Consider the following 24,667-nt stretch of genomic DNA (forward strand, 5'->3'; position numbering starts at 1 on the left):
GCAGGCTGGCGGGCGCCTGCCGGCGCGCGCCGGCTCAGCGCAGCGGCGGCTCGCGGGTCGTCAGCTGCGCGGCGACGTCGCGCAGGTGCTCCTGGTCGGGGGCGACCTCGTCCTGGGGGAGCTCCTGCGCGGCGGTGCGCACGGCATGGGCGGCCGCGATGTCGGCGTCCCGCCAGCGGGCCAGCGTGAAGTTGCGGGTGACGTCCCGCAGCGGCAGGCGGATCGACTCGTCCGCCTCGATGCCCGCCAACAGCTGTCGGAGCCGGATCACCTCGGAGTCGAGTTCGCCGCCGACCACGAGCACGAAGTTCGAGATGTACAGGTACACGAGCAGCAGGATCGCCCCGCCGAGCCACCCGTACGCGCGGTTCCCGCCGCCGCCGATGGTCTCGACGTAGAGCGCGAACCCCACGGTCGCGATCGCCCACGTGCCGATGGCGAAGGCCGCGCCCGCCGACACCCACCGCAGCTGCGGGGTGCGGACGTTCGGGGTGGCGTAGTACAGCACCGCCACCATGACGATGAGGTCCGCCGCCAGCACCGGCCACTTCAGCACGTTCCACAGGTCGTCGATCCACGTCGCCCATCCGAGCTGCGTGATGATCGCCGCGGAGATCGTCGGCGTCGCGAGCAGGATCACGATCGCGATCGCCCCGCCGACCATGAGCAGCAGGGTGACGAGGAGCATCATGCTGCGGAACTTCCAGATCCGCCGTCCCTCCTCGACCTCGTACGCGGTGTTCATCGCACGGCCGAACGCCGTGGCGTACCCGGACAAGGACCACAGCGTCAGGACGAGGCCGGTCGCGAAGCCGAGCCAGGGGTTGTCGAGCGTCAGCAGCTGGCGCAGGGGCTGCTCGAGGTGCTGGGCGGTCTCGGGCCGCACGATGAAGCCGATGACCTGGATGATGTCGGTCAGGCTGTCGCCCTGCCGGTCCACGATCGCCAGCGCGGAGACGACGGTCAGCGCGGCGGGGAACACCGTCAGCAGCGCGAAGAACGTCAGCGAGGCTGCGGCGTCCACGACCCGGTGCCGGATCACCGAGTGGTAGGTACGGCGCACGACCGCACGGACCCCGGTCCGCTGGAGGTCGCGCGTCCCACGTTCCGGCATGCACACGAATCTACCGGCCGCGGCGTGGGCGGGGCGTCCCGCGAGAGCGACACTTCTCCGCGGATGATCCGCGCCGATCTGTCGCCCTCGCGGAGGGAACGGTGCGCGGTGCGCGCGATCTGTCGCTTGCGCGGAACTGACCGCCCGGCCGACCGGTGCGAACGCGCCCGCGCGCCGGCCCGCGCGGCGTCAGTTGGCGTGCGGGTGCAGGGCGTCGTAGCGGCGGAAGGACGGCACCAGGCGCAGCAGTGCGGCGACGAGTCCGATGATGACCACGCCGCCCAGGATCGGCGGGTACGCGAAGCCCGCCGCGACGACCAGGCCCGCGTACAGGTCGCCGAGCCGTGGCCCGCCGGTGACGACCACGATGAAGATGCCCTGCAGCCGCCCGCGCATCCCGTCCGGCGACGCCGCCTGCAGGATCGTGTTGCGGAACACCGAGCTGACGTTGTCCGCGCCTCCGGCCAGGGCCAGGAACAGTGCAGCGAGCCCGAGCGCCGGCAGGATCCCGGTGCTGAACGCGTCACCACTCCGCCCACCGAGGACGTGCGCGAGCGCCACGACCACCCCGAACCCGGCGATCGCGGCGCCGTACGCCGTGATGGCCCACCCGACGGCCTCGCCCTGGCGGCGCACGTGCCCGAGCGGGCCGGAGAACACACTCGACAGCAGGGCGCCGATCGCGTAGGCAGCCGTGAGCGTCCCGACCGTGATCGCGCCGCCGCCGATGACGAGGGCGCCGATCGCGGGGAAGAGCACCCGGGGCTGGCCGAACGTCATCGCGATGATGTCGAGGACGAACGTCATCGTGATGTTCCGCGAGCGCCGCAGGAACCGCGCACCCTCGAGCAGCGAACCGAGCCCGGGGCGCAGGGCGTCGTGGTCGGCGGCCATCCGCGGCAGCGTGAACACGCCCGCGAACGCGAAGGTGAACAGCACGACGTCGATCGTGTACGTCGGGGCGAAGCCCACGCTGGCGATCAGGACCCCGGCGATCGCCGGACCCACGGTGACCTGGAACCCGGACGCGATGCCGCCGAGGGCGCTCGCCGCGGGCAGCAGGTCGGTGCCGACCAGCCGGGGCACGATCGCCGAGCGGGAGGCGTTGCTGACGGTCGCGGCGACCGCGTTCACCGTGGCGAGCACGTACAGCAGGACGACACTGTGCAACCCGAGCCAGGCGTGGGTGGCGATGAGCGCGACGGCGGCCCAGGCGATGATCGAGGACACCAGGGCGACGGTGCGACGGTCGAAGGCGTCGGCGAGCATCCCGCCGTACAGCCCGGCGACGATCATCGGCAGCAGCGCGATCACGCCGACGAGCGCCACGGCGAAGGTCGAGTTCGTGATGTCGTAGACCTCGAGGCCGACGGCGACGGTGGTCATCTGCGTGCCGATGCCGGCGACGGCGGTCCCGGCCCAGAGTCGAGCGAACGCGGGGGAGCGGCGGAGCGGGGTGAGGTCGGCGAACAGGCGACGGCGCGGCGGTGCGGGAGTGGGTCGTGTCACGGTGGAACCATCATGGTGCCTCCGACCGACAACGCGCGTGCCTTCGGCGCCGACGCGCGCGGACGGTGCCGCGTGACTGCGGGATCGGGCGCCTCTGGTTGACTTGCGGACATGACTGACCTCAACAGCAAGCCCGAGTTCGACGCCCCCGAGGGCCCGGCCCCCACCGACCTGGTCATCACCGACATCGTCGAGGGTTCCGGCGACGAGGCGACCGCCGGCTCGACCGTCAAGGTCCACTACGCCGGCGTCGAGTACGAGTCCGGCGAGGAGTTCGACAGCTCGTGGAACCGTGGCGAGCCGATCGACTTCCCGCTCGCGGCACTCGTCCGCGGCTGGCAGGAGGGCATCCCCGGCATGAAGGTCGGCGGGCGCCGCAAGCTCGTCGTCCCGCCGGAGCTCGCCTACGGACCGGCGGGCGGCGGCCACTTCCTGTCCGGCAAGACCCTGATCTTCGTCATCGACCTGCTCGGCGTCCGCTGATGTCGGCCGTCAGCCCGGCTCCCACCGTGGAGCTCAACGACGGCCACCGCATGCCGCTGCTCGGCCTCGGGACCTACTCGCTCGACGGCGACGAGGGCACCGCTGCCGTGGGCGCGGCGATCGCGAGCGGCTACCGGCTGCTCGACACCGCGCTGAACTACGGCAACGAGGACGCCGTCGGCCGTGCCGTGCGCGAAGCCGACGTCCCGCGCGAGGAACTCGTCGTCACGTCGAAGCTGCCCGGGCGCCACCACGGCTACGACGAGGCGCACCGCTCGATCGACGAGACCCTGGCGAACCTCGGCCTGGACCACGTGGACCTGTACCTGATCCACTGGCCGAACCCGTCGGTGGACAGGTTCGTCGAGACGTGGAAGGCCTTCGTCGACCTGCGCGACAGCGGCAAGGTGCGCTCCATCGGCGTCTCGAACTTCACGCCGGAGCACCTCGACCGGATCATCGACGCCACCGGGGTCGCCCCGGCCGTCAACCAGGTCGAGCTGCACCCCTACTTCCCGCAGGCCGCGCTCCGCGCTTTCCACGCCGAGCGCGGGATCGTCACGGAGAGCTGGAGCCCGCTCGCCAAGCGCTCGGAGCTGCTGACCGAGCAGCCCATCACCGACGCGGCGGCCGCGCACGGGGTCACGCCCGGGCAGGTCGTGCTGCGCTGGCACACCCAGCTCGACGCCGTCCCGGTGCCGAAGTCCGGCGACACCGACCGGCAGCGCGAGAACCTCGACGTGTTCGGGTTCACGCTGACCGACGACCAGGTGGCGGCGATCTCGGGACTCGAGCGCGGTCGCCTGTGGGACGGCGACCCGGAGACGCACGAGGAGATGTAGACGCTGACGCGTCAGACGGGAGGCACGGTGCCAGCTGGCACCGTGCCTCCCGTCCGTCGGGTGGTCCCGACGCGACCCAACCGCGGAAGCGACAGATCGCCGCCGGTGTCCGGTGGTGGTCTGTCGCTTTCGCGAGGATGACCGTCGAACGGCGCCGGCACGGAGTGTCGGTCCGGCGGGACTACACTGGACACCCCTCTTTCCCGAAGGGATGCGTGTGTCCGAACCGACCGAGATCGACCGCGAGCGTACGTACGTCGACGGGCTCTTCGCCCGCCTCGACGAACTGACCGCCGAGGCCGGCCAGCGTCTCGCCGAGACCCGCCGTCAGGCGGTCGGCGGGAACCACCAGAGCCGCAGTGAGCGCGACGCGTTCGCCAAGCTCTACGAGGACACGATCGCCACGCTCGAGCGTGTGGGGGACCGGCTGGTGTTCGGCCGCCTCGAGGTCGCCGACCCGGACGAGGGCGAGAGCGCCTTCCGGTACATCGGCCGCGTGGGGCTGCGCGATGTGGAGCACCGTCCGCTGCTGCTCGACTGGCGTGTGCCCGGGGCCAGCGCGTTCTACCAGGCCACCGCCGCGTACCCGATGGGCATGCGGGCCCGTCGGCACCTCTCGCTCGAGGGCCGCAGCGTCGTCGGGGTCGAGGACGAGGTCTTCGACGCGACGCTCTACGACGACGAGCGCACCCACCTGCAGGGCGAGGGCGCGCTGCTGGCGGCCGTGACCGCCGAACGCACCGGTCGGATGACGGACATCGTCGCGACGATCCAGGGCGAGCAGGACCGCATCATCCGCTCCCCGCTCGAGGGCGTGCTCATCGTGCAGGGCGGCCCCGGCACCGGCAAGACCGCCGTCGCGCTGCACCGTGCCGCGTACCTGCTGTACTCGTACCGCGAGCGGCTCCGGGGCTCCGGCGTGCTCGTCGTCGGACCCTCCCCGGCGTTCCTGACCTACATCGAGCAGGTGCTGCCCTCGCTGGGGGAGACCGGCGTCGTGATGGCGTCGCTCGGGTCGCTGTACCCGGGCCTGCGCACCGCGACCCACGACCGCCGGGACGTCGCCGCGGTGAAGGGCTCGGCGGAGATGGCCGACCTGCTCCGCCGCGCCGTGCGCTCGCGCCAGGTGGTCCCGACGTCGTCGACCACCCTGGACGTCGAAGGGGAGCGCCTGGTCGTGCCGCCGCAGCTCGTCGCCGACGCCATGCACCGGGCGCAGGACCGGGGCAAGCCGCACAACGTCGCCCGTGTGACGTTCAACAAGAGCGCGCTCGACGCGATGGTGAAGCTCCTCGCCGACCAGCTCCGCGAACGCGGCACCACGATCGACGACGCCGACCTCAAGGTCCTGCGCGAGGACATCCGCTCGTCGTACGACGCCCGTGTGCTGCTCAACACCGCGTGGCTGCCGCTGCCCGCCGAGAAGCTGCTCGAGGACCTCTACGCCCGCCCGGCCTGGCTCGCCTCGCTCACCCCGAACTGGTCTCCGGAGCGCCGAGCCCTGCTCGCGCGTGACCGCGGCGCCGGCTTCACGGTCGAGGACGTCCCGCTGCTCGACGAGGCCGCCGAACTGCTCGGCACCTTCGACCCCACGGGCGGTGCCGCCAAGCGCGCCGCGAAGGCCAGCCGCAACCGCGACATCGAGAACGCCCGCCAGGCCATCGAGAACATGGGCGTCGAGGGCATCGTGTCCGCCGAGCAGGTCGCCGGGGCCTTCGCCGAGGGCGGGGACCCGCGGTCGACCGCCGAACGCGCCGCCGAGGACCGCGAGTGGACGTACGGCCACATCGTCGTCGACGAGGCCCAGGAGCTCTCGCCGATGCAGTGGCGCGTACTCGCCCGGCGCAACCCGCTGCGGTCGTTCACGATCGTCGGTGACATGGCGCAGGGGTCCTCGCCCGGGGCCGCCCGCACGTGGGACGACGTCGTCGGCGCGCTCGCTCGTCGTCGCCGGGGTCGGGCGCCGCAGGTCCCGCTCGACCACCGCGTCGAGGAACTCACGGTCAACTACCGCACGCCGCGCTCGATCGTCGAGGCAGCGGGGGCCTTCGCCGAGGCCGCGGGACTCGTCGTGACCGCGAACCAGGCCGTGCGCGACGGCGACCCGGTCGTGCGGCTGCGGGTGGCCCGAGCCGAGGTGCTCGACACCATCGCGGCGACGGTCGCGTCCGAGCGTGCGCACATCGGGTCGGGCACCACCGGCGTGATCGTCCCGGACGCCCAGGTCGACGTCGTGCGGCAGCGGCTCGCCGGCACCGAGTCGGACGTCCGGTCGCTCGGCTCGCCACGTGCCGGGTCGGTCACGGTGCTGACCGGTGCGGACGCGAAGGGGCTCGAGTTCGACGGCGTGCTGCTGGTCGACCCGGACGGTGTCGGGGCCGACGCGGCCCGGGCGGCCGCGGCCGTCTACGTCGCGATGACGCGTCCGACGCGGCGCCTGACGGTCATCGAGGTCGCCTGACGCGTCAGGTTCGGGCCCGGCGGCTGCGTCGGCGACCGCCTCTCGGTTGTCGCGTTGCTCATCGGCACACGTTGCACCCCCTCACGAACATCGCACCCCGTCGGGACGGGGTGCGATGTCCGCCGCGGGGTGCGATCCGTCAACGCCGCCGTGGACGGCGCAGACGGGAGGCCCGGGCCGGGTCCGTCAAGCGGGCTCGCCCTCGGTGCGGACGCGCTCGACGAGCGTCGCCCACTGGCCGTCCAGCTGGCTGCCCGGCACGGTGACCGTGGTGCGGGCGACGGTGATGGTCCACTCGAAGTCGTCGCGCACCTGCTGCCGACGGCGGACCGGCGGCTCGCGGGGGAGGTCGTCGACCAGCGCGGACCAACCGTCCGGGTCCGCGCACGACTCGGTGTCGAGGCGCCAGCTCCTGGTCGTGCCGGCGATCCCCCCGGTGCGGCGGACGACGATCTGCATGGCCCCGACCGTACGCCCGGTCAGGACAGCACGCCCACCTCGGTCCACGCCCCGCTGACCGCCTCGGACTGCGCCGAACCCGCGCCGAACCGGGCATCGGCGGCGCTCACGGTGACCCGGGCGAAACCGGCGAAGTCGATCGACGCGGTGACCTCGGGCGAGGTCAGGGCGTCCCACCAGACAGCCCCGGTGCCCTCCCACGCGTTGCCCCCGATCGCGGTCGCGGCGAGGTAGAAGGCGTGGTTCGGGATGCCCGAGTTCGTGTGCACCCCGCCCGAGTCGTCGGTGGTCTGGACGTACCCGGCCATCGTGCCCGGCTGCGGGTCCTTGCCGAGCACCGGGTCGTCGTACGCGGTGCCCGGGGCCTTCATCGAGCGGAGCGCGACTCCGTGCACCGCCGGCGTGAACAGTCCCTGCCCGATCAGCCAGCTCGCCTGCTCGGCGGTCTGTCCGTGCGTGTACTGCGCCACGAGCGAGCCGAACACGTCGCTGACCGACTCGTTGAGCGCCCCGGACTGCCCCTGGTAGGTCAGGTCGGCGGTGTACTGCGTGACACCGTGCGTGAGCTCGTGCCCGATGACGTCGAGCGCGATCGTGAAGCGGTTGAACACCTCGCCGTCGCCGTCACCGAACACCATACGGCTGCCGTCCCAGTACGCGTTGTCGTAGTCCTGCCCGTAGTGCACGGTGGCGTCGAGGGGGAGCCCGGCGCCGTCGATCGACACCCGCCCGAACACGTCGAGCCAGAACGCGTGCGTCGCGCCGAGGCCCGCGTAGGCCTCGTCCACGGCGGCGTCCCCGGTGTCGGCGGCGCCCTCGGTGCGGACGAGCGTGCCGGGCAGCGTGGTGGAGCCGTGCGCGTCCGAGATGCTGCGCTGCGGGGACCGGTCCGGCGCGACGGCGGACTGCCGCGCGTCGAGTCGGGCTCCGCGCTTGGGCGCCTGCACGACGTCGAGGGAGGCGAGGGCGGTACGCGCGGCCGGGGTGGCCCGGGGGAACGCGTCGGACGGCGCGTCGGCGATGGCGCGCAGCAGGTACGGCGGGACGACGGATCGGAGCTGGGCGGTGGTCATGGTGCCCATGCAACCCCCGCGCACCGACATCGGGACCCGACCCGGGCCTGGCGTGCGTCTTCTGTCAGTCTTTGCGGTTGGCGACGAGCGCGAGCGCGTAGGACTCCCACCACTGGCCCGCCGCCGGGCCGCCGTTGCAGGTGCCGTCGCTCAGGCCGGGTGTCTTCACCCAGAGCAGGGCGTCGAGCCGCGTCGATCCGGCGGCCACGTGCGGGTCCTGGCCGAGCCCGGCGCCGGACGGGTTGCACCACGTGCCGCGCCACCCCTGCCCGTTGCGGGAGACGTCGATGACGAAGTGCGGGTCGCCACCGATCGCGTCGGCCAGGTGGTCGGCGTACGTGCGCTCCTGGTCCACCCGGTAGAAGTTCGACACGTTGGTGAAGAACCCCTGCGTCTTGTCGATGCCGGCCTTCCGGAGCCAGGACGCCATCGTCGCCGTGGGCACCCGGTTCTCGTTGCCGCCGTCCAGGTAGACCGTCAGGCCGTGCCCGGTCAGGGCGTCGACGGCCTTGCGGAGCAGGGGCAGGCGCGTGTCCTGCAGCCGTTTGCACACGTGGATCTGCGCGATCGCGTCCGGTTCGACCAGGACCACGGCGTGCGACCCGGCCATCGCCTGCACTGCCGAGCGGACCCACGGCACGTACTCGGACGGCTCGGTGCCGCCCTTCGAGTAGTTGCCGCAGTCGCGGTCCGGCACGGCGTAGAGCACGAACACCGGCGTCGCGTGCTGCGCTGCCGCGTTCGCCACCACGCGGCGGATCGTCGCGCGGGTCTCCTGCCGGGACGGGTTCGTCAGCCAGGTCGCGATCGGCTGGTCCGCGATCTCGGACAGGCGTGCCGCGGTGGTGGCGTCACCGTCCGCGCGGGCCGAGGACGCGAAGCGCCCAGGCTGGTTGTCGCTCGCCGGCTGTCGGGCGAGCCCGCCGGGGAACACCTGCGCCGGGGTCCGTCGTTCGACGACGTGCCGGGTGTCGGTGCCCCGCTGCTCAGGCAGCCAGAGGGCGACGGCGGCGACGACCGCCACCACGACGACCGCGGCGCTGCCGATCCACAGCCACTGCCGTGCGGCGCTCGTCCGTCGGCGCGCGCGGCGCGTCGTTCCCTGGTCCGGCATCGAGCGGTCCTCCCTGGTCTGACCGTGCTCCGTCGGCGATCCCGAGCAGCCCTGTCCCGCTCGTGCGTTCATGCTCCCACCCCGGCGACCCGCGGTGCCACCCCTCGCCGGTGATCGCACAGGCCCACCCCCGGTGCTGCTCAGGAGCGCTCCAGCTGCCGGCCAGGGCAGACCCCCACACTGTCGGGATGTTCCGGAAACTCCTCCTGCTCGCCGTCACGGCGGCCTACGCCTGGGTGATCTGGCGGATGACCCTGACGCCGCACGTGTTCAGCGACGCCGAGAACCGGCTCGTGCTGCACGCGCTGTCCTGGGCGCAGCAGCTGCCCGGCGGGTCGTGGCTGACCTACGACCGGACGGAGTTCCTCGCCAACATCGCGATGTTCGTCCCCGTCGGCGCGATCGCCGCGCTGTGGCTGCCGCGCCGCTGGTGGTTCGGGGCCGCGGTCATCGCCGTCGTGCTGTCCGCCGGCATCGAGCTGGCCCAGGCCGAACTGCTGCCCTACCGGGTGGCCGACCCGCGCGACGTGCTGTCGAACGGCATGGGCGGTCTGCTCGGCGCGACGCTCGTGGGGTTCGTGCGCAGCCTGTTGCCGGCACCGCGGCGTCGTCGTCTGCGGGCCCGGACCGCCTGACCAGTCTGGTAGAGTCTCCAGGTTGCCGTCGAACGGCCGCGGACAAAGAGCGCTCACGCAATCGGTGTGGGCACCGCGCAACGACCGAAAGGGGATCATCCATGGCACTTGACGCGAAGGTCAAGCAGGAGATCATCGAAGAGTACGCGACCCACCCGGGCGACACCGGATCCCCCGAGGTCCAGGTCGCCGTTCTGACGCGTCGTATCAACGACCTGAACGAGCACCTCAAGGAGCACAAGCACGACCACCACTCGCGTCGTGGTCTGCTGCTCATGGTCGGTCAGCGTCGCCGTCTCCTCGGCTACCTCTCCGACGTCGACATCAGCCGCTACCGTGCGCTCATCGAGCGCCTCGGCCTGCGCCGCTAGTTCTCGACCGACACACGCTTGACTGAACGCCCCGGTCCTCGTCATGAGGACCGGGGCGTTCTCCGTTCCCGGCAAGCCTGCTCCGTCCGGGGAATGGTTGCGTCATGCTCCGCGTTCGGTACGATGTTCATGCAAACGCATTGAAGATCGGACATCACCATGACCACCATCGCCGTCGTCTCCGCCGGGCTCTCCGAGCCCTCGTCGACCCGCCTGCTCGCCGACCGGCTGGCAGAGTCCGCCGTCGCGGCGCTCGACGCACAGCACGGAGGCCCGGTGCAGGTCGTGCACGTCGACCTGCGTCCGCTGGCGCACGAGATCGTCGACGCGATGCTGACCGGCTTCCAGGCTCCGGCCCTCGCCGCCGCGTCGGCTGCGGTCCTCGAGGCCGACGCGCTGGTCTTCGTCTCGCCGGTCTTCACGGCAGGCATGAGTGGTCTGGCGAAGTCGTTCCTCGACATCACCGACAAGGACGCCCTGGTCGACATGCCGGTCCTGCTCGCGGCGACGGGTGGCACGGCACGGCACTCGCTGGCGATCGAGCACGCGATGCGTCCGGTGTTCGCGTACCTGCGCGCTGCCGTCGTCCCCACCGGGGTGTTCGCCGCGACCGACGACTGGGGCGCGCAGGGCGACCAGGCGGCCCTGGACGGACGCATCCGCCGGGCCGGCGCGGACCTGGCGTGGGCGATCGGGGCCTCCCGTCGGACGCCGCAGCGCGCGGACGCCCTGCCGGAGGTCACCGACTTCGCGAGCCTGCTCGGCGGCCTCGGCCACTGACCCGCGTCGTCAGGCGACCCCGCGCGGTGCGCGGTTGCCCGTCGGTGCGCAGTCAGCGCCCTGGTGCGGGGTCCTTGCCGCGCACGGAGCCATCACCCCCGCACGGGCCACCAACCGCGCACCGTGCGCGGTCCGCGCACACCGTCAGTACCAGTGCGGGTTGACGCTCATCTCGTGGTTCCACGCGGCGCACGGGCTGCCGTAGCTGCTCTTGATGTACGCCAGGCCCCAGTTGATCTGGGTGTCCTGGTTCGTCAGCCAGTCCGCGCCCGCAGCGCCCATCTTGTTCGCGGGCAATGCCTGGGGGATGCCGTACGCGCCGCTCGAGGCGTTCAGGGCGTTCGCGCGCCAGCCGGACTCCTGTGTCCACAGCGACACCAGGCACCCGAACTGGTCGCCGCCCCAGCCGTAGTTCCCGAGGACGCTCTGGGCGTAGGCCTTCGCGCCGGTCGGGTCGGCCCCGACGCTGCTCGTGTCCGGGAACGACGTGCCGGTGCTCGCTGCGGCGGAGCCCGTCGGCGAGGTGCGCTGCGTCCGCTGTGCCGCGATCGCGGCCGCCTGCGCCGCACGGGCCTGCGCCGCCGCCTGGGCGGCGACCGCCTGGCCGACCGCGTACTGCTGCTCGGCCTGGGCCGTCGTGTCCTTGAGGGTCGCGAGCTGGGCGTAGAGCTCGTCGCTGTGGGACTGCGTCGACGCGACGGCGGCGTCGGCCTGCTGCTGCGCGGTCTTCGCTGCGGCAGCACGGTCCTCGGCGGTCCGGGCCAGTCGGGATCGCGCGTCCTCGGCGCGGGTGGCCTGGTCGTGCAGCGAGGACGCCGTGCCCGCAGCGACCGAGGCGTCGTCGAGGACGCTCGTCCACGTGGTCGTCAGCTGGTCCATCGCGCCGAGCTGGTACAGCAGGTCGCGGGGGTCCTTCGCCGTGGCGATCTTCGTCGTCATCTCGTTGCTCGAACCGTCGCGGTACAGGTTCGCCGCGAGCTGTCCGGCCCGGGTCTGCGCGCGCTCGGCCGTCTGTGACGCTTGGTCGGCCTGGGCCTGGAGGCTCGTGGCGGTCTGGGTGGCGTCGGCCAGGTCCGCCTCGGCCACCGTCGCCTTCTCGGCCGCGTCGAGCGCGGTCTGCGACTTGGCGGCGGCGTCGGCCTGCACCGCCTGCAGCGCTGTCTGCACGGTGGAGATCTCGGCCTGCTTCGCCTGCTCGTTGCCCTTGGCGGCCTGCACGTCCTGCCACGTGGGGTAGGTGGTGGCACTGGATGTGGAACCGGCACTGGCGGGGGTGGCCGTGGCGACGGGGACGACGAGCGCACCGAGGACGACGGCGGCCGCGACGAACGCGCGTCCGGTAGGGCTTCGACGCATGTCGTCAGGGTAACCAGGACACGCCCGTTCGCCACGAGCCTCGCCGTCGATTCACCGCCGACTGCTAAAGTCGCCCTGTCCGGGGACCGTTTCCCGTGACGACACACAACATCGCACGCAGACCGGCACGAAGCTGGTCATCGGTGGTGGCATGCGGGCCGAGGCGTCCCGACTGTTTCTACTGCTGGCCAGACATGCGTTCCGCGTCGTGGAGCGCACGTGCACGCGTGTGCCCGAGGCCGGGTCTGCTGCATCACCGATTCAAGGAGGCATCCTCTTGGAGGGTCCCGAGATCAAGTTCGCTGAAGCGATCATCGACAACGGTCGCTACGGCACCAGGACGGTCCGGTTCGAGACCGGCCGTCTCGCGCAGCAGGCACAGGGTGCCGTCGCCGCGTACCTGGACGAAGAGACCATGCTGCTGTCGGCCACCAGCGCCGGCAAGCACCCGCGCGAGGGCTTCGACTTCTTCCCGCTGACGGTCGACGTCGAAGAGCGCTCGTACGCCGCCGGCAAGATCCCCGGCTCGTTCTTCCGTCGCGAAGGCCGCCCGTCGACCGAGGCCATCCTGGTCTGCCGGCTCATCGACCGGCCGCTGCGTCCGTCGTTCGTCGACGGCCTGCGCAACGAGGTCCAGATCGTCATCACCGTCCTGAGCATCGCTCCGGACGAGTTCTACGACGCGCTGGCGATCAACGCCGCGTCCGCGTCGACGCAGATCTCCGGTCTGCCGTTCTCCGGCCCGATCGCCGGCGTGCGCCTCGCGCTCATCGGCGACCAGTGGGTCGCGTTCCCGAAGGCGTCGCAGCTCGCCGAGGCCGTCTTCGACCTCACCGTCGCGGGCCGTGTCGTCACGGACGAGGCCGGCAACGAGGACGTCGCGATCATGATGGTCGAGGCCGAGGCCACCGAGCACAGCTGGGACCTCATCCAGGGCGGCGCCACCAAGCCCGACGAGGCCGTCGTCGCGCAGGGCCTCGAGGCAGCGAAGCCGTTCCTCAAGGTCCTCGTCGAGGCACAGGCGAAGATGGCCGCGCAGTCGGCCAAGGAGATCCAGGACTACCCGGTCTTCCCGCCCTACGCCCCCGAGGTCTACGACGCCGTCGAGTCCCTCGCGCTGTCCGAGCTCGGCGACGTCTACAAGATCGCCGGCAAGGTCGAGCGTCAGGACGCCGACGACGCCCTCAAGTCGCGCGTCAAGGCCGCGATCGCCGAGCAGGTCACCGCGGGCTCGCTGCCCGAGGTCGCGAACTCGCAGGTCGGTGCCGCGTACAAGTCGGTCACCAAGAAGGTCGTCCGCGGCCGCATCCTGACCGAGCAGGTCCGCATGGACGGCCGCGGTCTCGCGGACATCCGCCCGCTCGACGCCGAGGTCGCCGTGATCCCGCGCGTCCACGGTTCCGCGGTGTTCCAGCGCGGCGAGACGCAGATCCTCGGCGTCACCACGCTGAACATGCTCAAGATGGAGCAGCAGATCGACTCGCTGTCGCCCGTCACCAAGAAGCGCTACCTGCACCACTACAACTTCCCGCCCTACTCGACCGGTGAGACCGGCCGCGTGGGTTCGCCGAAGCGTCGCGAGATCGGGCACGGCTTCCTCGCCGAGCGCGCCCTCGTGCCGGTGCTGCCCCCGCGCGACGAGTTCCCCTACGCGATCCGTCAGGTCTCCGAGGCGCTCAGCTCGAACGGCTCGACCTCGATGGGTTCCGTCTGCGCCTCGACCCTGTCGCTGCTCAACGCCGGTGTGCCCCTCAAGGCCCCGGTCGCCGGCATCGCGATGGGCCTGGTCTCCGACACCGTCGACGGCCAGACCCGCTATGCGGCGCTGACCGACATCCTCGGTGCCGAGGACGCCCTCGGCGACATGGACTTCAAGGTCGCCGGCACGTCCGAGTTCGTCACCGCGATCCAGCTCGACACGAAGCTCGACGGCATCCCGTCGTCGGTGCTCGACGCCGCGCTGAAGCAGGCCAAGGAAGCCCGTTCGGCCATCCTCGGTGTCCTGAACGAGGCCATCGACGGTCCCGACGAGATGGCGGACACCGCGCCGCGTGTCATCTCCGTGCAGATCCCGGTCGACAAGATCGGCGAGCTGATCGGCCCGAAGGGCAAGACGATCAACGGGATCCAGGACGAGACCGGCGCCGACATCTCGATCGAGGACGACGGCACCGTGTACATCGGCGCTGTCGACGGTCCGTCGGCCGAGGCCGCTCGTGCCCAGGTCAACGCGATCGCGAACCCGACCAACCCGGAGATCGGGGACCAGTTCCTCGGCACCGTCGTGAAGATCGCCACGTTCGGCGCCTTCGTGTCGCTGCTCCCGGGCCGTGACGGTCTGCTCCACGTCTCCGAGGTCCGCAAGCTCGCCGGTGGCAAGCGTGTCGAGAACGTCGAGGACGTGCTCGGCGTCGGCCAGAAGATCCTGGTCGAGGTCACCAAGGTCGACGACCGCGGCAAGCTCTCGCTCGCGCCGGTCGTCGCGGACGAGGTCGACACCGCCGGTGGCGACCACTCGTCGCACGCCGAGGCACCGGCCGAGGGCTGAACGCCCCTCGCCTGACTTACGGAACGGCCGTCGCCCCTCGTGGGGCGGCGGCCGTTCTCGCGTGTGCGGGACCGGTCAGGACGCGGGCGTCTCCTGCGTGCCGGTGAGCTGCGCACGGCCGAGCAGGTGCTCGCGGAGCATGAACCCGACGACCGCGGGGGTGGCGTCGGCGGGGACCTCGAGCACGGGCACGTCGAGGGCGCTCAGCGTGAAGACGTACCGGTGTTCGCCGTGGCCCGCGGGCGGAGCCGCACCGAGGAAGGTGTCCGTGCCGTACTCGTTGCGGCGACGGAGTGCCTCGGCCGGCAGCAGTGCGTCGTCCGTGCCGGCACCGGCGGGGAGCGACGTGGTGGACGCCGGGACGTCGGTCAGGCTCCAGTGCCAGAAGCCCGAGCCGGTCGGGGCGTCGGGGTCGTACACGGTGAGCACGTAGCTCTGCGTGCCCTCGGGTGCGCCGGACCACTCCAGGGCGGGGGAGCGGTCCTCGCCGCCGACGTCGGAACCGCGCGCCGAGGTGGGCAGCGCGTCGCCGTCGGCAAAGTCCGGGCTGGTCAGGGTGAAGGTGGGCACCTCGGGGAGGCGCCAGAGCGGGTCGTTGGCCATGCACCCAGGCAACCACCCGTGCCCTGGTGGCGACCGGGAGACGGACAGGAGGCGCGGTGCCGGATGGCACCGCGCCTCCCGTCCGTCAGGGGGTGACGGATCGTGTGGTGACGGATCAGGCGGGACCGGTGGCGCTGCCGGGGTTGCCGCTGGCGACGATCGCGCCGTTGACGCCCTCGGGGAAGAAGCCGCCCTTGTCGATCTGGTTCGGCGTCAGGAACACCACGTTGAGCACGCGCTCGGCGGTGCGGCCGTACGCGAGGGAGTTCGCGTCGGTCGGGACGAAGTTCACGGCGCCGGTCGAGGTCGTGATGCCCTGGTCGTCGTCGGTCGGGCCGTCCAGCGAGTCGCGGGCGTCGGAGATCTTGTTCGCCGGCACCTGCAGGCCCTTGTCGTACAGCTTCGAGCGGATGATGCCCGCGTGGTACGCCTCGACGGCCAGGATGCCCGCCGCCGCGCTGAGGTACGTCTTGTTGTAGATGAGCGGAGCAGCGCCCTTGTAGGCGGTGACCCCGACGTCCTCGAAGACGTAGGCACCGAGCAGGAAGTTCTCCTCGCTCGCGAACGGGTCGAACGTGCCCGTCGGGCCGACGAGCCCGGCGGCGCGGGCGGCCGCGTTGAACGCGTTCGTGAAGTCGATCTTCGGACGGGACACGACCGCGCCGCCGAGTGCGGACCGGAGGAACGCGACGTGCGCCCGCTCGTCGTTCGCGATCTCGGTGGCGATGCCACGCACCGTTGCGGTCTTGAACGGCACCTTGCTGCCGCCGACGACCGGCCCCTGCGGGTCGATGCCGGTGATCATGCTGTCGGTCAGGCCCGTGCCGAAGACCGCACGGAGGTAGAACTCCGCCTCGAGGTACTCCAGGTTGAGCGCGAAGTTGAGGATGGCGGCGTCCGAGACGGCGCCGTCCTCGGCGGGGGAGGCGGAGGCCCGGTCGGCGGTGACCACCGACGAGCCCAGCGCGGCGATGCCGGCTGAGGCGCCGGCGACACCGGCGGCTGCGAAGAAGCGGCGTCGGTCGAGCGCGTTCTCAGCGCTGCGGTCGACGGCATGACGGATGAAGGCGTTGTCGAACATCGATGTCCTCGAGACGTGCTGGCTGCACGGGGCCCGGTCGACACAGCAGGGAACCAGGCCGGTCGGGTCACGGTCGGCGGGTTGGTCGGCCGTGCGCTGAAGCTACCCCCGGACGAGGGTCGCCGCGAGGGGCAGCGCGTGGAACGGATGGTGACCGTTCGGGGTCCGTCCGTCGGACCGGGGTCGCGTCAGCCGGCGAGGACGCGGTCCGCGACGCGCTGCAGTGCGGCGGTCGCGGCGATCGCGTCGCCGGCGTAGGCGCCGGACATCGCGCCGTCGCGGGCCAGCATGAGCTCGTCGGCGCCGTCGCCCGCCATCGGGTGACCGGCCTCCTGCAGCAGGTCGCCGAGCCGCTCCGTGTACCAGTCGCGGTGCATCGCCACGACCTGGCGCACCGGGTCACGGCTGTCGTGGTACTCGGCGGCGGCGTTGAGGAACGCGCAGCCGCGGAACGCCGGGTCGTTGACGTCGGCGACCAGCGAGGCGACCCAGGCGCGGACCGCTGCCTGCGGGTCGGCGGCACCGCCTACGACCTGCTCGAAGCGCTGCTGGACGCGCTCGTGCTGCGCGTTCACGTACGCCAGGATCAGGTTGTCCTTGGACCCGTAGTGCTTGTAGAACGTCGCCTTCGTGACGCTCGCCTCGGAGATGAGGCGGTCGACGCCGACGCCGTGGATGCCCTCGTCGTAGAACAGGCGCGAGGCGGTCTCGAGGATCCGGACCTTCGCGCCGCCGGAGCGGGGAGCCGGGGGGAGGCTCGACCCGTCCGACGGCACGGAGGCCGGACCGCTCGGTCCGAGGAGACGCTGGACGGCCGGTTGGGGGGAATCGACCGTCACAGCGTTGCTCTCCTCGGGTTCATCGGCTCCGCGGACGAGTGGGGGGACTCGTGCCGCCGAGGACTGATGTCCCGAGCCACCGGATCGGTATCTAGGGGGGCTGCCGATCCGGTGAGACGACTGTAGCACAAGGAGGACAGACAGACGAGTCGGTCTGTCCGTTGTTTCTGTACCCCACTTCGAGGCACAGCGGGACACCCGCCGTGCAGGCGGACCAAACTGGATGAGGGGCTCCGGAACATCAGTAGGCTCGACCGCGATGAACCACCCAGTGCCGTTGCCCCTCGAGGCCCCGGACACGTCGTTCCTGACGTCCGGGGGATCCTTCGTCCGCCGAACCGTCCTCCCCTCGGGCGTGCGCGTGCTGACCGAGGCGGTTCCGGCATCCCACTCGACGAGCATCGGGTACTGGGTCGGGGTCGGTTCCCGCGACGAACGCGCCGGCCAGTTCGGTTCCACGCACTTCCTCGAGCACCTGCTGTTCAAGGGCACGACCTCCCGGAGCGCACTCGACATCGCCGTCGCGTTCGACTCGGTCGGCGGCGAGCACAACGCCGCGACCGCCAAGGAGTACACGTGCTACTACGCCCGTGTCCGCGACGCCGACGTGCCGATGGCCGTCCGGGTGATCGGGGACATGGTGACGAACTCCGTGCTCGAGCCGGCGGCCTTCGACATCGAACGCGGGGTCATCCTCGAAGAGCTCGCGATGGCCGCCGACGACCCGGCGGACCTGGCCGGCGAGGCGTTCTTCGCCTCGGCCTTCGACGGTCACGCGCTCGGACGGCCGATCGGCGGCACCCCCGAGAGCATCCGCGCCGTGCAGCGTGACGAGGTGATGGCGCACTACGCCGAGCACTACGCCCCGAACGGCCTGGTCATCACCGCCGCCGGCGCCGTCGACCACGACGTCTTCTGCGCGCTCGTCGAAGAGGTCTTCAGCACCGCTGGCAAGGACCGGCCCGTCGCCCGCCGGACGGCCGAACCCGTCGCCGACCGGGCCGAGGAACGCCTGACGGTCGTGCACCGGCCCACCGAGCAGGTCAGCATGCTGCGGGGATCGCAGGGCCTGGACCTGCGCGACGACCGCCGTCCGGTGCTCAGTGTGCTCAACGCCGTCCTGGGCGGCGGGATGAGCTCCCGGCTGTTCCAAGAGGTCCGCGAGCGCCGGGGCCTGGCCTACGCGGTGTCCTCGTTCGCCCCGGCGTACCTGGACAACGGGGCGTTCGGCGTCTACGCCGGGTGCGCCCCCGACAACGTCGCCGGGGTGATCGACATCATCGACGACGAGTTCCGCAAGATGGTCGACGACGGCATCACCGAGGACGAACTCCGGCGTGCGAAGGGGCAGATCGAGGGTGCCGTGACGCTCTCGCTCGAGGACGCCGACGCCCGGATGACCCGACTGGGGCGGGCCGAGCTCGGCACCGGCGAGTTCACCGACCTCGACACCGCTCTCGAGCGGGTCGACCAGGTGACGACGGCCGACGTGCTCGACCTCGCGCGGGACCTGCTGACGCGCCCCACCATCACCGCCGTCGTCGGCGACGTCGAGCGTGCCGCGCTCGAGGCCGCGATCGGCACGGCTGGTCGGTGAAGGACGTGTCCCACTACCTCTACCTCGTGCGCCACGGCGAGCACCAGGACGCCGAGCACGGCCTCCGTGACGGCAAGCTCTCGGAGCGCGGGAAGCGGCAGTCGATGCTCATCGCCGACCGGCTGGGCGGCGTGCCGTTCGACGGTGTCTGGCACTCGCCGCTCGAGGCCCCGTCCGAGACCGCGTCGTTCCTGGCGCAGCGGCTGCCGTCGATCCAGCCGGAGCCCTCGACGCTGCTGTTCGACTGCATCCCGTCGGGGCCGACGCCGGACATGCCCTCGGCCTACAAAGCCTTCTACGGCGGGATCACCGAAGAGGAGATCATCGCCGGGCAGGCGCAGATGGGCGACGCGGTGGCCGAGTGGTTCACCCCGTCGATCCAGGACCGCCACGACCTGATCATCACGCACAACGCCGTGATCGGCTGGTTCGTGCGCGAGGTCTTCCAGGCCCCGGAGTGGCGCTGGATGGGCACGAACGTGGCGCACACCGCGCTGACGGTGATCCGGATCCGGTCCGCCAAGCCAGCCGAGCTCGTCACGCTCAACGACACCGCGCACCTGCCGGTCGAGTTGCGGACCGGCCTGCCGGTCGAGCAGCCGCTCTAGTCGCGACCGACTTCCGGACGGGAGGCGCGGGGCGGGGCCGCCACGATCCTCCAGGCCGTCACTCGGTCGCGTCGGGCGTCACCGCCTTGCGGTACCAGGCGGTCGCGTTGGGGTTGTCGTTGAACGGTGCGATCCGCGCGTAGCCGCGGCTGCGGTACATGGCGCCCGCCGCGACGAGTGAGTCGTTCGTGTCGAGGACGATCGCCGTCGCGCCGAGCCGGGCGCCCGCGCGCTCGAGCTCGTCCATGAGTGCCGTCGCGACCCCGCGTCCCCGGCCCTGGGGCGTGACGAACACGTGCTTCACCTCGAAGCGCACCTCGTCGCCGTCGTCGGCGATCCGACGGAGCCCGCCGCACCCGACCGGCACGTCGTCCTCGTCGTACGCCAGGGCGAACACGCCCCGCGGTGGGGTGAACTCGACGGCAGGGGTGCGCTTGCGGGCGTAGCTGCCCTGCGCGCTCGGGAAGGTCGCCTCGCGCTCGTCGAGGTAGGCGTCGAGCAGCGCGTCGACCTCGGGCAGGTCGGCCGGCACGGTGCGCACGGTGACCGGGATGCGATCGGGGGCCATGCGTCGATCCTAGGATGGAGGCCATGGTCACTCCCGTCGCCGTCGTCGGCGCCACCGGTCGTCTCGGGGGCCTCGTGGCCTCCGTCGTCCAGGACACGCCCGGGTTCGAACTCGTCGCGCGCCTGTCCTCGAAGGACGGCGCGCACCGACCGGACCCGTCGGTGTTCCAGGGCGCGGCGGTCGTCGTCGACGTGACCGTCCCGGCGCTCAGTCCGGACATCGTGGCGAACGCCCTGGCCAGCGGCGCGAACGTGCTCGTCGGTACGTCCGGCTGGTCCGCGGCGCGGCTGGCGTCGCTCCGGACGTCGCTGGCCGACCGACCAGAGCAGGGCGCGCTCGTCGTGCCGAACTTCTCGATCGGGTCGGTCATCGGGACCCACCTGGCGACCATCGCCGCGCCGTGGTTCCCGTCGATCGAGATCATCGAGACCCACCACGCGGGCAAGATCGACTCGCCCTCGGGTACCGCCGTGCGCACCGCCGAACTCGTCTCCGAGGCCCGCCGTGACGTCGGCCCGGTGGACGCGCCGCACGTCGACCAGCGCGCCCGCGGGCAGCAGGTCGCCAGCGTGCCGATCCACTCGTTGCGGCTGCCCGGCGTCAAGGCCGTGCAGGACGTCGTGCTGAGCGGCCCGGGCGAGACGCTGACGATCCGGCACGACACCACCGACGACGCTGCCTACGCCCCGGGGATCCGCGCCGCGCTCGGCGCGATCGGTGACCTGCGGGGCCTGTCGGTCGGGCTCGGCACCGTGCTCGGGATCGGCTGACGTGGGCGTCCGCTCGCCGTTCTGGGGTGCTGCCCTGATGGCGGTGCTGCTGCTCGTCTACATCGTGCTCATCGGCGCGCGGGCCGTGGCGTTCATCGCGACCGGCCTCGCCATCGGGATCGCGATCGGCGTCGCCCTGTTCGTCATCGCCGCGATCGGGGCCCTGCTGCTCGTGCTCGAGTTCCGCTTCGGGCTCCGGATCACGCGGCTCGGGGCCCGGCTCGAGCGCGAGGGTGGAACGCCGGACGACGTCGTGGACGTCCGTCCCTCGGGCCGTCCCACGCGCGCCGCGGCCGACGAGCTCTTCCCGCGCTACCGGGCAGCGGTCGAGGCCGCCCCGGAGGACTGGCGCGCCTGGTACCGCCTCGGGGTGGTCTACGACGCCGCCGGCGACCGGAAGCGTGCGCGGGCCGCGATGCGGACGGCCCTCACGCACGCTCGGTAGCGCGGCAGCGCTGCTCAGAAGACGGCGTCGACCGCGTCCTCGGCCCGGGTGTACCGGAAGGTGTAGCCGGACTCGAGCAGCTTCGTCGGCACCATCTGCTGGCTGGAGAGCAGCATCTCGTCCGCGGCGTCGCGCAGCACCGTACGGAGCGCGAAGGCCGGCAGCCGGAACAGGTAGGGCCGGTGCAGGTCCTCGGCGACGCGGCGGGTGATGCGGTCGGCCACGATCGGTTCGGGTCCGGCCAGGTTCACCGGGCCACGGACCTCGGACGCCGACGGCGCGGTCGCCAGGTGCACGATCGCACCGACCTCGTCCTCGAGCGCGATCCACGGCCAGAACGCCCCGCCGGTGCCGAGTCGGCTCCCCAGCCCGAAGCGGGTGAGCGGGACGAGCGGTGCCAGGGCCCCGCCGCCCTCGCCGATCACGATGCCGGTGCGCAGTGTCACCACGCGGACGCCCTCGGGCGCAGCCTCGGCGGCGGCCTCCCACGCCCGGCACACGTCGGCGAGGAACCCTGAGCCAGGTGCGGCGTCGTCCTGCAGCACGTCCGAGGGGCGGTCGCCGTAGATGCCGGATGCCGACCCGGACAGGAACAGCCGCGGCGGGGTGGCCGCGTGGCGCATCGCCTCGACCAGGGTGCCGGTCGCGTCGACCCGCGAGGACCGGATCTCCTGCTTGTAGGTCTCGGTCCAGGGCAGCTTCCCGATGCTCGCCCCGGCCAGGTTGACGACGACGTCCGCACCGTCGAGCACGGCCGGGTCGAGGGGGCGTTGGCCGGGGGCCCACCGGAACTCGGTGGGGGAGTGCGGCTCGCGTCGCACCAGGGTCGACACGTGGTGTCCGGCGTCGCGCAGGGCACGCACCAGGGGGGTCCCGATGAAGCCGGAGGCTCCGGCGACCAGGATCGAGAGCGGCTGTTCCGTCATGCACGCCACGCTACTCATCCGACGTAGGCTTTCCGGTGTGACTGCCACTCCCTACGAAGACCTGCTGCGCCGCGTGCTCGAGGAGGGATCGCCGAAGGGGGACCGCACCGGGACCGGCACCCGCAGCCTGTTCGGGGCGCAGCTCCGGTACGACCTGTCGCAGGGGTTCCCGCTCGTCACGACCAAGCGCGTGCACTTCAAGTCGATCGCGTACGAGCTGCTGTGGTTCCTGCGCGGCGACGGCAACGCCACCTGGCTGCAGGAGCACGGCGTCCGGATCTGGAACGAGTGGGCGGACGAGAACGGCGACCTCGGCCCGGTCTACGGCGTGCAGTGGCGCTCGTGGCCGACCCCGTCCGGCGAGCACGTCGACCAGATCGCCCAGGTGATCGAGCAGATCCGCACGAACCCGGACTCCCGACGACTCATCGTCTCGGCGTGGAACGTCGCGGACATCCCGGACATGGCGCTCGCACCGTGCCACGCGTTCTTCCAGTTCCACGTCAACGACGGCAAGCTCTCGTGCCAGCTGTACCAGCGGAGCGCGGACATGTTCCTCGGGGTGCCGTTCAACATCGCCTCGTACGCGCTCCTGACGCACATGATCGCCGCGCAGACCGGGCTGCAGGTCGGCGACTTCGTCTGGACCGGCGGCGACTGCCACGTGTACGACAACCACGTCGAGCAGGTCCAGGAGCAGCTGTCCCGCACGGCGTACCCGCTGCCGACGCTCGAGCTCGCCCCCCGCGACTCGATCGACGACTACCAGTACGAGGACTTCACCGTCGTCGGCTACGAGCACCACCCGGCGATCTCGGGCGCGGTCGCGGTCTGATGTCGGATGACGCCTGGGTCGAACCCGTCGGGGGCGTCGGACTCGTCTGGGCGCGCTCGATCGGCGGGGTCATCGGCGCCGACGGCGGGATGCCCTGGCACGTCCCCGAGGACCTGGCGCACTTCAAGCAGGTCACCGGCGGTGCCACCGTCGTGATGGGCCGGCGCACCTGGGACTCGCTGCCCGAGCGGTTCCGCCCGCTGCCGGGTCGGCGCAACGTGGTGCTCACCCGCGACCCGTCCTGGTCGGCCGACGGGGCGGTCGTCCTGCACGACCTCGCCGCGGCACTCGACACCGACGAGCCCGTGTGGGTCATCGGCGGCGGGCAGGTCTACGCGTCGGCACTGCCGTTCGCCGACCGGGTCTCCGAGACGGTCATCGACACGGACGTGCCGGGCGACACGGTCGCGCCGACGCTCGACGACGACGCGTGGACACTCGTCGACGAGGGCCCGTGGCAGGAGTCCCGCGTCGACGGTGTCCGCTACCGGTTCGTGGAGTGGCGCCGCGGCACGTGACCGTGCGCCGCGGCACATGACCGTGCGCCGCGGCACGTGACCGTGCGCCGCGGCGCCGGAACCCCCACCGTCCACGCGGACGGCGGCACCTCGGCGCATCCCCGGTACGCTGGTGCCCGTGTCCCAGCGTGAGAATCCCTTCGGTCAGGTCCTCGTCGCCCTCGTGACGCCGTTCACCGCCGACGGCGAGGTCGACTGGCCCGGTGTCGAGCAGCACATCGACGACTGCATCACCGCGGGCGCCGACGGCATCGTCGTGACGGGCACCACCGGCGAGACCTCCACCCTCACCGACCCCGAGAAGCTCCGCCTGGTCGAGGTCGGCAAGTCCGTCGCCGCCGGTCGCGCGAAGATCATCACGGGCGGTGGCTCGAACGAGACCGCGCATGCGATCCACCTGTACAAGCAGAGCGAGAAGGCCGGCGCGGACGGCGTCATGATCGTCACGCCGTACTACAACAAGCCGACGCAGGCCGGTGTGCTCACGCACTTCCGGATGATCGCCGACGCCACCGACCTGCCCGTCATCCTGTACGACATCCCGGGCCGCACGGGCATCCCGATCACCTACGAGACGATCGTCCGGGCGTCGAAGCACCCGAACGTGCTCGCCGTGAAGGACGCCAAGGGCGACTTCGCCGAGGTCTCGCGGGTGCTCAACAACACCGACCTGATGTACTTCTCCGGCGACGACACGAACGTGCTCCCGCACCTGTCGATCGGTGCCACGGGCCTGATCGGCGTGACCGCGAACATCACGAGCACGCCGTACCGCACGATCGTCGACGCCGTGAACGCCGGCGACCTGGCGACGGCCACGCGCGAGCACCAGCGCATCGAGCCGCTCGTCCGCGCCGTGATGACCCACGTGCCCGGCACCGTCGCGGCGAAGTACATCCTGCACGGACTCGGCCGCATCGGCAGCCCTCGCGTGCGTCTGCCGCTCGTCGGCCCCGAGGACTCCGAGGCGTACGCCATCGAGACCTCCCTCGAAGCGGTGCACGGCATCCCCGGCGCCGACTTCTCCAACTTCCGCCCGGACCGCAACGCGGCCGCCGGCGGAGCGCTTCCGAAGGTGCCAGGCACCACCCGTTGATCGACCGCGCCGCGCAGGACGCGCGCCGCCAGAGCA

Annotated in this window: 25 protein-coding genes; 14 read left to right on the top strand and 11 right to left on the bottom strand. The window is 71.8% G+C overall.

Annotation, left to right across the window (positions count from 1 at the left end):
- Window positions 1–34 precede the first annotated feature (34 nt).
- On the bottom strand, window positions 35–1,114 hold the full coding sequence (locus BIU90_RS03430) for a YihY/virulence factor BrkB family protein (RefSeq protein WP_071298828.1): 1,080 nt from the start codon (window positions 1,112–1,114) through the stop codon (window positions 35–37).
- A gap of 189 nt (window positions 1,115–1,303) precedes the next feature.
- Entirely contained in the window at window positions 1,304–2,623 is a 1,320-nt protein-coding gene (locus BIU90_RS03435) for an MFS transporter (RefSeq protein ID WP_083403657.1), read from the bottom strand.
- 111 nt (window positions 2,624–2,734) lie between these two features.
- On the opposite strand from BIU90_RS03435, the gene BIU90_RS03440 reads away from it, so the two are divergent.
- The 3 genes from BIU90_RS03440 (at window position 2,735) to BIU90_RS03450 (ending at window position 6,409) form a co-directional block, all read left to right on the top strand.
- Window positions 2,735–3,106 (top strand): FKBP-type peptidyl-prolyl cis-trans isomerase, encoded by a 372-nt coding sequence (locus BIU90_RS03440; RefSeq protein ID WP_071298829.1) that lies wholly within the window; start codon window positions 2,735–2,737, stop codon window positions 3,104–3,106.
- Complete coding sequence (locus tag BIU90_RS03445; RefSeq protein ID WP_071298830.1) at window positions 3,106–3,948, top strand: aldo/keto reductase; 843 nt, start codon at window positions 3,106–3,108, stop codon at window positions 3,946–3,948. Before BIU90_RS03440 ends, BIU90_RS03445 begins: the two co-directional genes overlap by 1 nt.
- A gap of 211 nt (window positions 3,949–4,159) precedes the next feature.
- Window positions 4,160–6,409, top strand: a complete 2,250-nt coding sequence (locus BIU90_RS03450; RefSeq protein ID WP_071298831.1) for an ATP-binding domain-containing protein — start codon at window positions 4,160–4,162, stop codon at window positions 6,407–6,409.
- Window positions 6,410–6,595: 186 nt separating this feature from the next.
- On the opposite strand, the gene BIU90_RS03455 is transcribed toward BIU90_RS03450, so the two are convergent.
- The 3 genes from BIU90_RS03455 to BIU90_RS03465 form a co-directional block, all read right to left on the bottom strand.
- Window positions 6,596–6,868 (bottom strand): protealysin inhibitor emfourin, encoded by a 273-nt coding sequence (locus BIU90_RS03455; RefSeq protein ID WP_071298832.1) that lies wholly within the window; start codon window positions 6,866–6,868, stop codon window positions 6,596–6,598.
- 20 nt (window positions 6,869–6,888) lie between these two features.
- On the bottom strand, window positions 6,889–7,941 hold the full coding sequence (locus BIU90_RS03460) for a M4 family metallopeptidase (RefSeq protein WP_139195076.1): 1,053 nt from the start codon (window positions 7,939–7,941) through the stop codon (window positions 6,889–6,891).
- Window positions 7,942–8,005: 64 nt separating this feature from the next.
- Window positions 8,006–9,055, bottom strand: coding sequence for a glycoside hydrolase family 6 protein (locus tag BIU90_RS03465; protein ID WP_175470124.1), 1,050 nt, complete (start codon window positions 9,053–9,055; stop codon window positions 8,006–8,008).
- Between the two features lie 188 nt (window positions 9,056–9,243).
- On the opposite strand from BIU90_RS03465, the gene BIU90_RS03470 reads away from it, so the two are divergent.
- The 3 genes from BIU90_RS03470 to BIU90_RS03480 all read left to right on the top strand — a co-directional run bounded on the left by BIU90_RS03470 (window position 9,244) and on the right by BIU90_RS03480 (window position 10,841).
- Window positions 9,244–9,690, top strand: a complete 447-nt coding sequence (locus BIU90_RS03470; RefSeq protein WP_083403659.1) for a VanZ family protein — start codon at window positions 9,244–9,246, stop codon at window positions 9,688–9,690.
- A gap of 101 nt (window positions 9,691–9,791) precedes the next feature.
- On the top strand, window positions 9,792–10,061 hold the full coding sequence (rpsO, locus tag BIU90_RS03475) for a 30S ribosomal protein S15 (RefSeq protein WP_058742593.1): 270 nt from the start codon (window positions 9,792–9,794) through the stop codon (window positions 10,059–10,061).
- Between the two features lie 159 nt (window positions 10,062–10,220).
- Window positions 10,221–10,841, top strand: coding sequence for a CE1759 family FMN reductase (locus BIU90_RS03480; RefSeq protein WP_071298834.1), 621 nt, complete (start codon window positions 10,221–10,223; stop codon window positions 10,839–10,841).
- 144 nt (window positions 10,842–10,985) lie between these two features.
- Here the strand turns inward: BIU90_RS03480 and BIU90_RS03485 are convergent, their stop codons facing one another.
- Complete coding sequence (locus BIU90_RS03485) at window positions 10,986–12,197, bottom strand: hypothetical protein (RefSeq protein ID WP_071298835.1); 1,212 nt, start codon at window positions 12,195–12,197, stop codon at window positions 10,986–10,988.
- Between the two features lie 277 nt (window positions 12,198–12,474).
- Here BIU90_RS03485 and BIU90_RS03490 point away from each other — a divergent pair, with 277 nt between their 5' ends.
- The gene (locus tag BIU90_RS03490; protein ID WP_071298836.1) at window positions 12,475–14,745 is read left to right on the top strand and encodes a polyribonucleotide nucleotidyltransferase; all 2,271 of its coding nucleotides are present in this window, start codon (window positions 12,475–12,477) and stop codon (window positions 14,743–14,745) included.
- 75 nt (window positions 14,746–14,820) lie between these two features.
- Here BIU90_RS03490 and BIU90_RS03495 read toward each other — a convergent pair whose 3' ends face one another.
- The 3 genes from BIU90_RS03495 to BIU90_RS03505 all read right to left on the bottom strand — a co-directional run bounded on the left by BIU90_RS03495 (window position 14,821) and on the right by BIU90_RS03505 (window position 17,268).
- Complete coding sequence (locus tag BIU90_RS03495) at window positions 14,821–15,348, bottom strand: YbhB/YbcL family Raf kinase inhibitor-like protein (protein ID WP_071298837.1); 528 nt, start codon at window positions 15,346–15,348, stop codon at window positions 14,821–14,823.
- Window positions 15,349–15,463: 115 nt separating this feature from the next.
- Window positions 15,464–16,429: a ferritin-like domain-containing protein gene (locus tag BIU90_RS03500; RefSeq protein WP_071298838.1), complete on the bottom strand. Its 966-nt coding sequence runs from the start codon at window positions 16,427–16,429 to the stop codon at window positions 15,464–15,466.
- A 188-nt stretch (window positions 16,430–16,617) separates the two neighbouring features.
- A complete protein-coding gene (locus BIU90_RS03505) occupies window positions 16,618–17,268 on the bottom strand; it encodes a TetR/AcrR family transcriptional regulator (protein WP_083403661.1) in 651 nt (216 codons plus the stop codon).
- A 259-nt stretch (window positions 17,269–17,527) separates the two neighbouring features.
- Between BIU90_RS03505 and BIU90_RS03510 the strand changes: the two genes are divergently transcribed.
- Both BIU90_RS03510 and BIU90_RS03515 read left to right on the top strand, forming a co-directional pair.
- Window positions 17,528–18,865: a pitrilysin family protein gene (locus BIU90_RS03510; RefSeq protein ID WP_071298839.1), complete on the top strand. Its 1,338-nt coding sequence runs from the start codon at window positions 17,528–17,530 to the stop codon at window positions 18,863–18,865.
- 5 nt (window positions 18,866–18,870) lie between these two features.
- Complete coding sequence (locus BIU90_RS03515) at window positions 18,871–19,473, top strand: histidine phosphatase family protein (protein WP_071298909.1); 603 nt, start codon at window positions 18,871–18,873, stop codon at window positions 19,471–19,473.
- 58 nt (window positions 19,474–19,531) lie between these two features.
- Here BIU90_RS03515 and BIU90_RS03520 read toward each other — a convergent pair whose 3' ends face one another.
- A complete protein-coding gene (locus tag BIU90_RS03520; protein WP_071298840.1) occupies window positions 19,532–20,041 on the bottom strand; it encodes a GNAT family N-acetyltransferase in 510 nt (169 codons plus the stop codon).
- A gap of 23 nt (window positions 20,042–20,064) precedes the next feature.
- Here BIU90_RS03520 and dapB point away from each other — a divergent pair, with 23 nt between their 5' ends.
- Both dapB and BIU90_RS03530 read left to right on the top strand, forming a co-directional pair.
- Entirely contained in the window at window positions 20,065–20,811 is a 747-nt protein-coding gene (gene dapB, locus BIU90_RS03525; RefSeq protein ID WP_083403671.1) for a 4-hydroxy-tetrahydrodipicolinate reductase, read from the top strand.
- A 37-nt stretch (window positions 20,812–20,848) separates the two neighbouring features.
- Window positions 20,849–21,256, top strand: a complete 408-nt coding sequence (locus BIU90_RS03530) for a tetratricopeptide repeat protein (RefSeq protein ID WP_071298910.1) — start codon at window positions 20,849–20,851, stop codon at window positions 21,254–21,256.
- Between the two features lie 14 nt (window positions 21,257–21,270).
- Here the strand turns inward: BIU90_RS03530 and BIU90_RS03535 are convergent, their stop codons facing one another.
- A complete protein-coding gene (locus BIU90_RS03535) occupies window positions 21,271–22,182 on the bottom strand; it encodes a TIGR01777 family oxidoreductase (protein ID WP_071298842.1) in 912 nt (303 codons plus the stop codon).
- Here BIU90_RS03535 and BIU90_RS03540 point away from each other — a divergent pair.
- From BIU90_RS03540 to dapA, 3 genes are all read left to right on the top strand, one after another.
- Window positions 22,181–23,017, top strand: coding sequence for a thymidylate synthase (locus tag BIU90_RS03540; RefSeq protein WP_071298843.1), 837 nt, complete (start codon window positions 22,181–22,183; stop codon window positions 23,015–23,017). The two genes, BIU90_RS03535 and BIU90_RS03540, sit on opposite strands and share 2 nt — an antisense overlap.
- A complete protein-coding gene (locus tag BIU90_RS03545; protein ID WP_071298844.1) occupies window positions 23,017–23,535 on the top strand; it encodes a dihydrofolate reductase in 519 nt (172 codons plus the stop codon). Before BIU90_RS03540 ends, BIU90_RS03545 begins: the two co-directional genes overlap by 1 nt.
- Window positions 23,536–23,653: 118 nt before the next feature.
- Window positions 23,654–24,631, top strand: a complete 978-nt coding sequence (gene dapA, locus BIU90_RS03550; protein WP_071298911.1) for a 4-hydroxy-tetrahydrodipicolinate synthase — start codon at window positions 23,654–23,656, stop codon at window positions 24,629–24,631.
- Window positions 24,632–24,667 lie beyond the last annotated feature (36 nt).

It is taken from the genome of Curtobacterium sp. MCBA15_001, from assembly GCF_001864835.1.
Taxonomy (GTDB): Bacteria; Actinomycetota; Actinomycetes; order Actinomycetales; family Microbacteriaceae; genus Curtobacterium.

Excerpts from the sequence above, each read along its gene's own strand:
- BIU90_RS03430 (WP_071298828.1), bottom strand. The coding sequence starts at position 1,114 with ATGCCGGAACGTGGGACGCGCGACCTCCAGCGGACCGGGGTCCGTGCG.
- BIU90_RS03440 (WP_071298829.1), top strand. The coding sequence starts at position 2,735 with ATGACTGACCTCAACAGCAAGCCCGAGTTCGACGCCCCCGAGGGCCCG.
- BIU90_RS03445 (WP_071298830.1), top strand. The coding sequence starts at position 3,106 with ATGTCGGCCGTCAGCCCGGCTCCCACCGTGGAGCTCAACGACGGCCAC.
- BIU90_RS03450 (WP_071298831.1), top strand. The coding sequence starts at position 4,160 with ATGCGTGTGTCCGAACCGACCGAGATCGACCGCGAGCGTACGTACGTC.
- BIU90_RS03455 (WP_071298832.1), bottom strand. The coding sequence starts at position 6,868 with ATGCAGATCGTCGTCCGCCGCACCGGGGGGATCGCCGGCACGACCAGG.
- BIU90_RS03460 (WP_139195076.1), bottom strand. The coding sequence starts at position 7,941 with ATGACCACCGCCCAGCTCCGATCCGTCGTCCCGCCGTACCTGCTGCGC.
- BIU90_RS03465 (WP_175470124.1), bottom strand. The coding sequence starts at position 9,055 with ATGCCGGACCAGGGAACGACGCGCCGCGCGCGCCGACGGACGAGCGCC.
- BIU90_RS03470 (WP_083403659.1), top strand. The coding sequence starts at position 9,244 with ATGTTCCGGAAACTCCTCCTGCTCGCCGTCACGGCGGCCTACGCCTGG.
- rpsO (WP_058742593.1), top strand. The coding sequence starts at position 9,792 with ATGGCACTTGACGCGAAGGTCAAGCAGGAGATCATCGAAGAGTACGCG.
- BIU90_RS03480 (WP_071298834.1), top strand. The coding sequence starts at position 10,221 with ATGACCACCATCGCCGTCGTCTCCGCCGGGCTCTCCGAGCCCTCGTCG.
- BIU90_RS03485 (WP_071298835.1), bottom strand. The coding sequence starts at position 12,197 with ATGCGTCGAAGCCCTACCGGACGCGCGTTCGTCGCGGCCGCCGTCGTC.
- BIU90_RS03495 (WP_071298837.1), bottom strand. The coding sequence starts at position 15,348 with ATGGCCAACGACCCGCTCTGGCGCCTCCCCGAGGTGCCCACCTTCACC.
- BIU90_RS03500 (WP_071298838.1), bottom strand. The coding sequence starts at position 16,429 with ATGTTCGACAACGCCTTCATCCGTCATGCCGTCGACCGCAGCGCTGAG.
- BIU90_RS03510 (WP_071298839.1), top strand. The coding sequence starts at position 17,528 with ATGAACCACCCAGTGCCGTTGCCCCTCGAGGCCCCGGACACGTCGTTC.
- BIU90_RS03520 (WP_071298840.1), bottom strand. The coding sequence starts at position 20,041 with ATGGCCCCCGATCGCATCCCGGTCACCGTGCGCACCGTGCCGGCCGAC.
- dapB (WP_083403671.1), top strand. The coding sequence starts at position 20,065 with ATGGTCACTCCCGTCGCCGTCGTCGGCGCCACCGGTCGTCTCGGGGGC.
- BIU90_RS03530 (WP_071298910.1), top strand. The coding sequence starts at position 20,849 with ATGGCGGTGCTGCTGCTCGTCTACATCGTGCTCATCGGCGCGCGGGCC.
- BIU90_RS03540 (WP_071298843.1), top strand. The coding sequence starts at position 22,181 with ATGCACGCCACGCTACTCATCCGACGTAGGCTTTCCGGTGTGACTGCC.
- BIU90_RS03535 (WP_071298842.1), bottom strand. The coding sequence starts at position 22,182 with ATGACGGAACAGCCGCTCTCGATCCTGGTCGCCGGAGCCTCCGGCTTC.
- BIU90_RS03545 (WP_071298844.1), top strand. The coding sequence starts at position 23,017 with ATGTCGGATGACGCCTGGGTCGAACCCGTCGGGGGCGTCGGACTCGTC.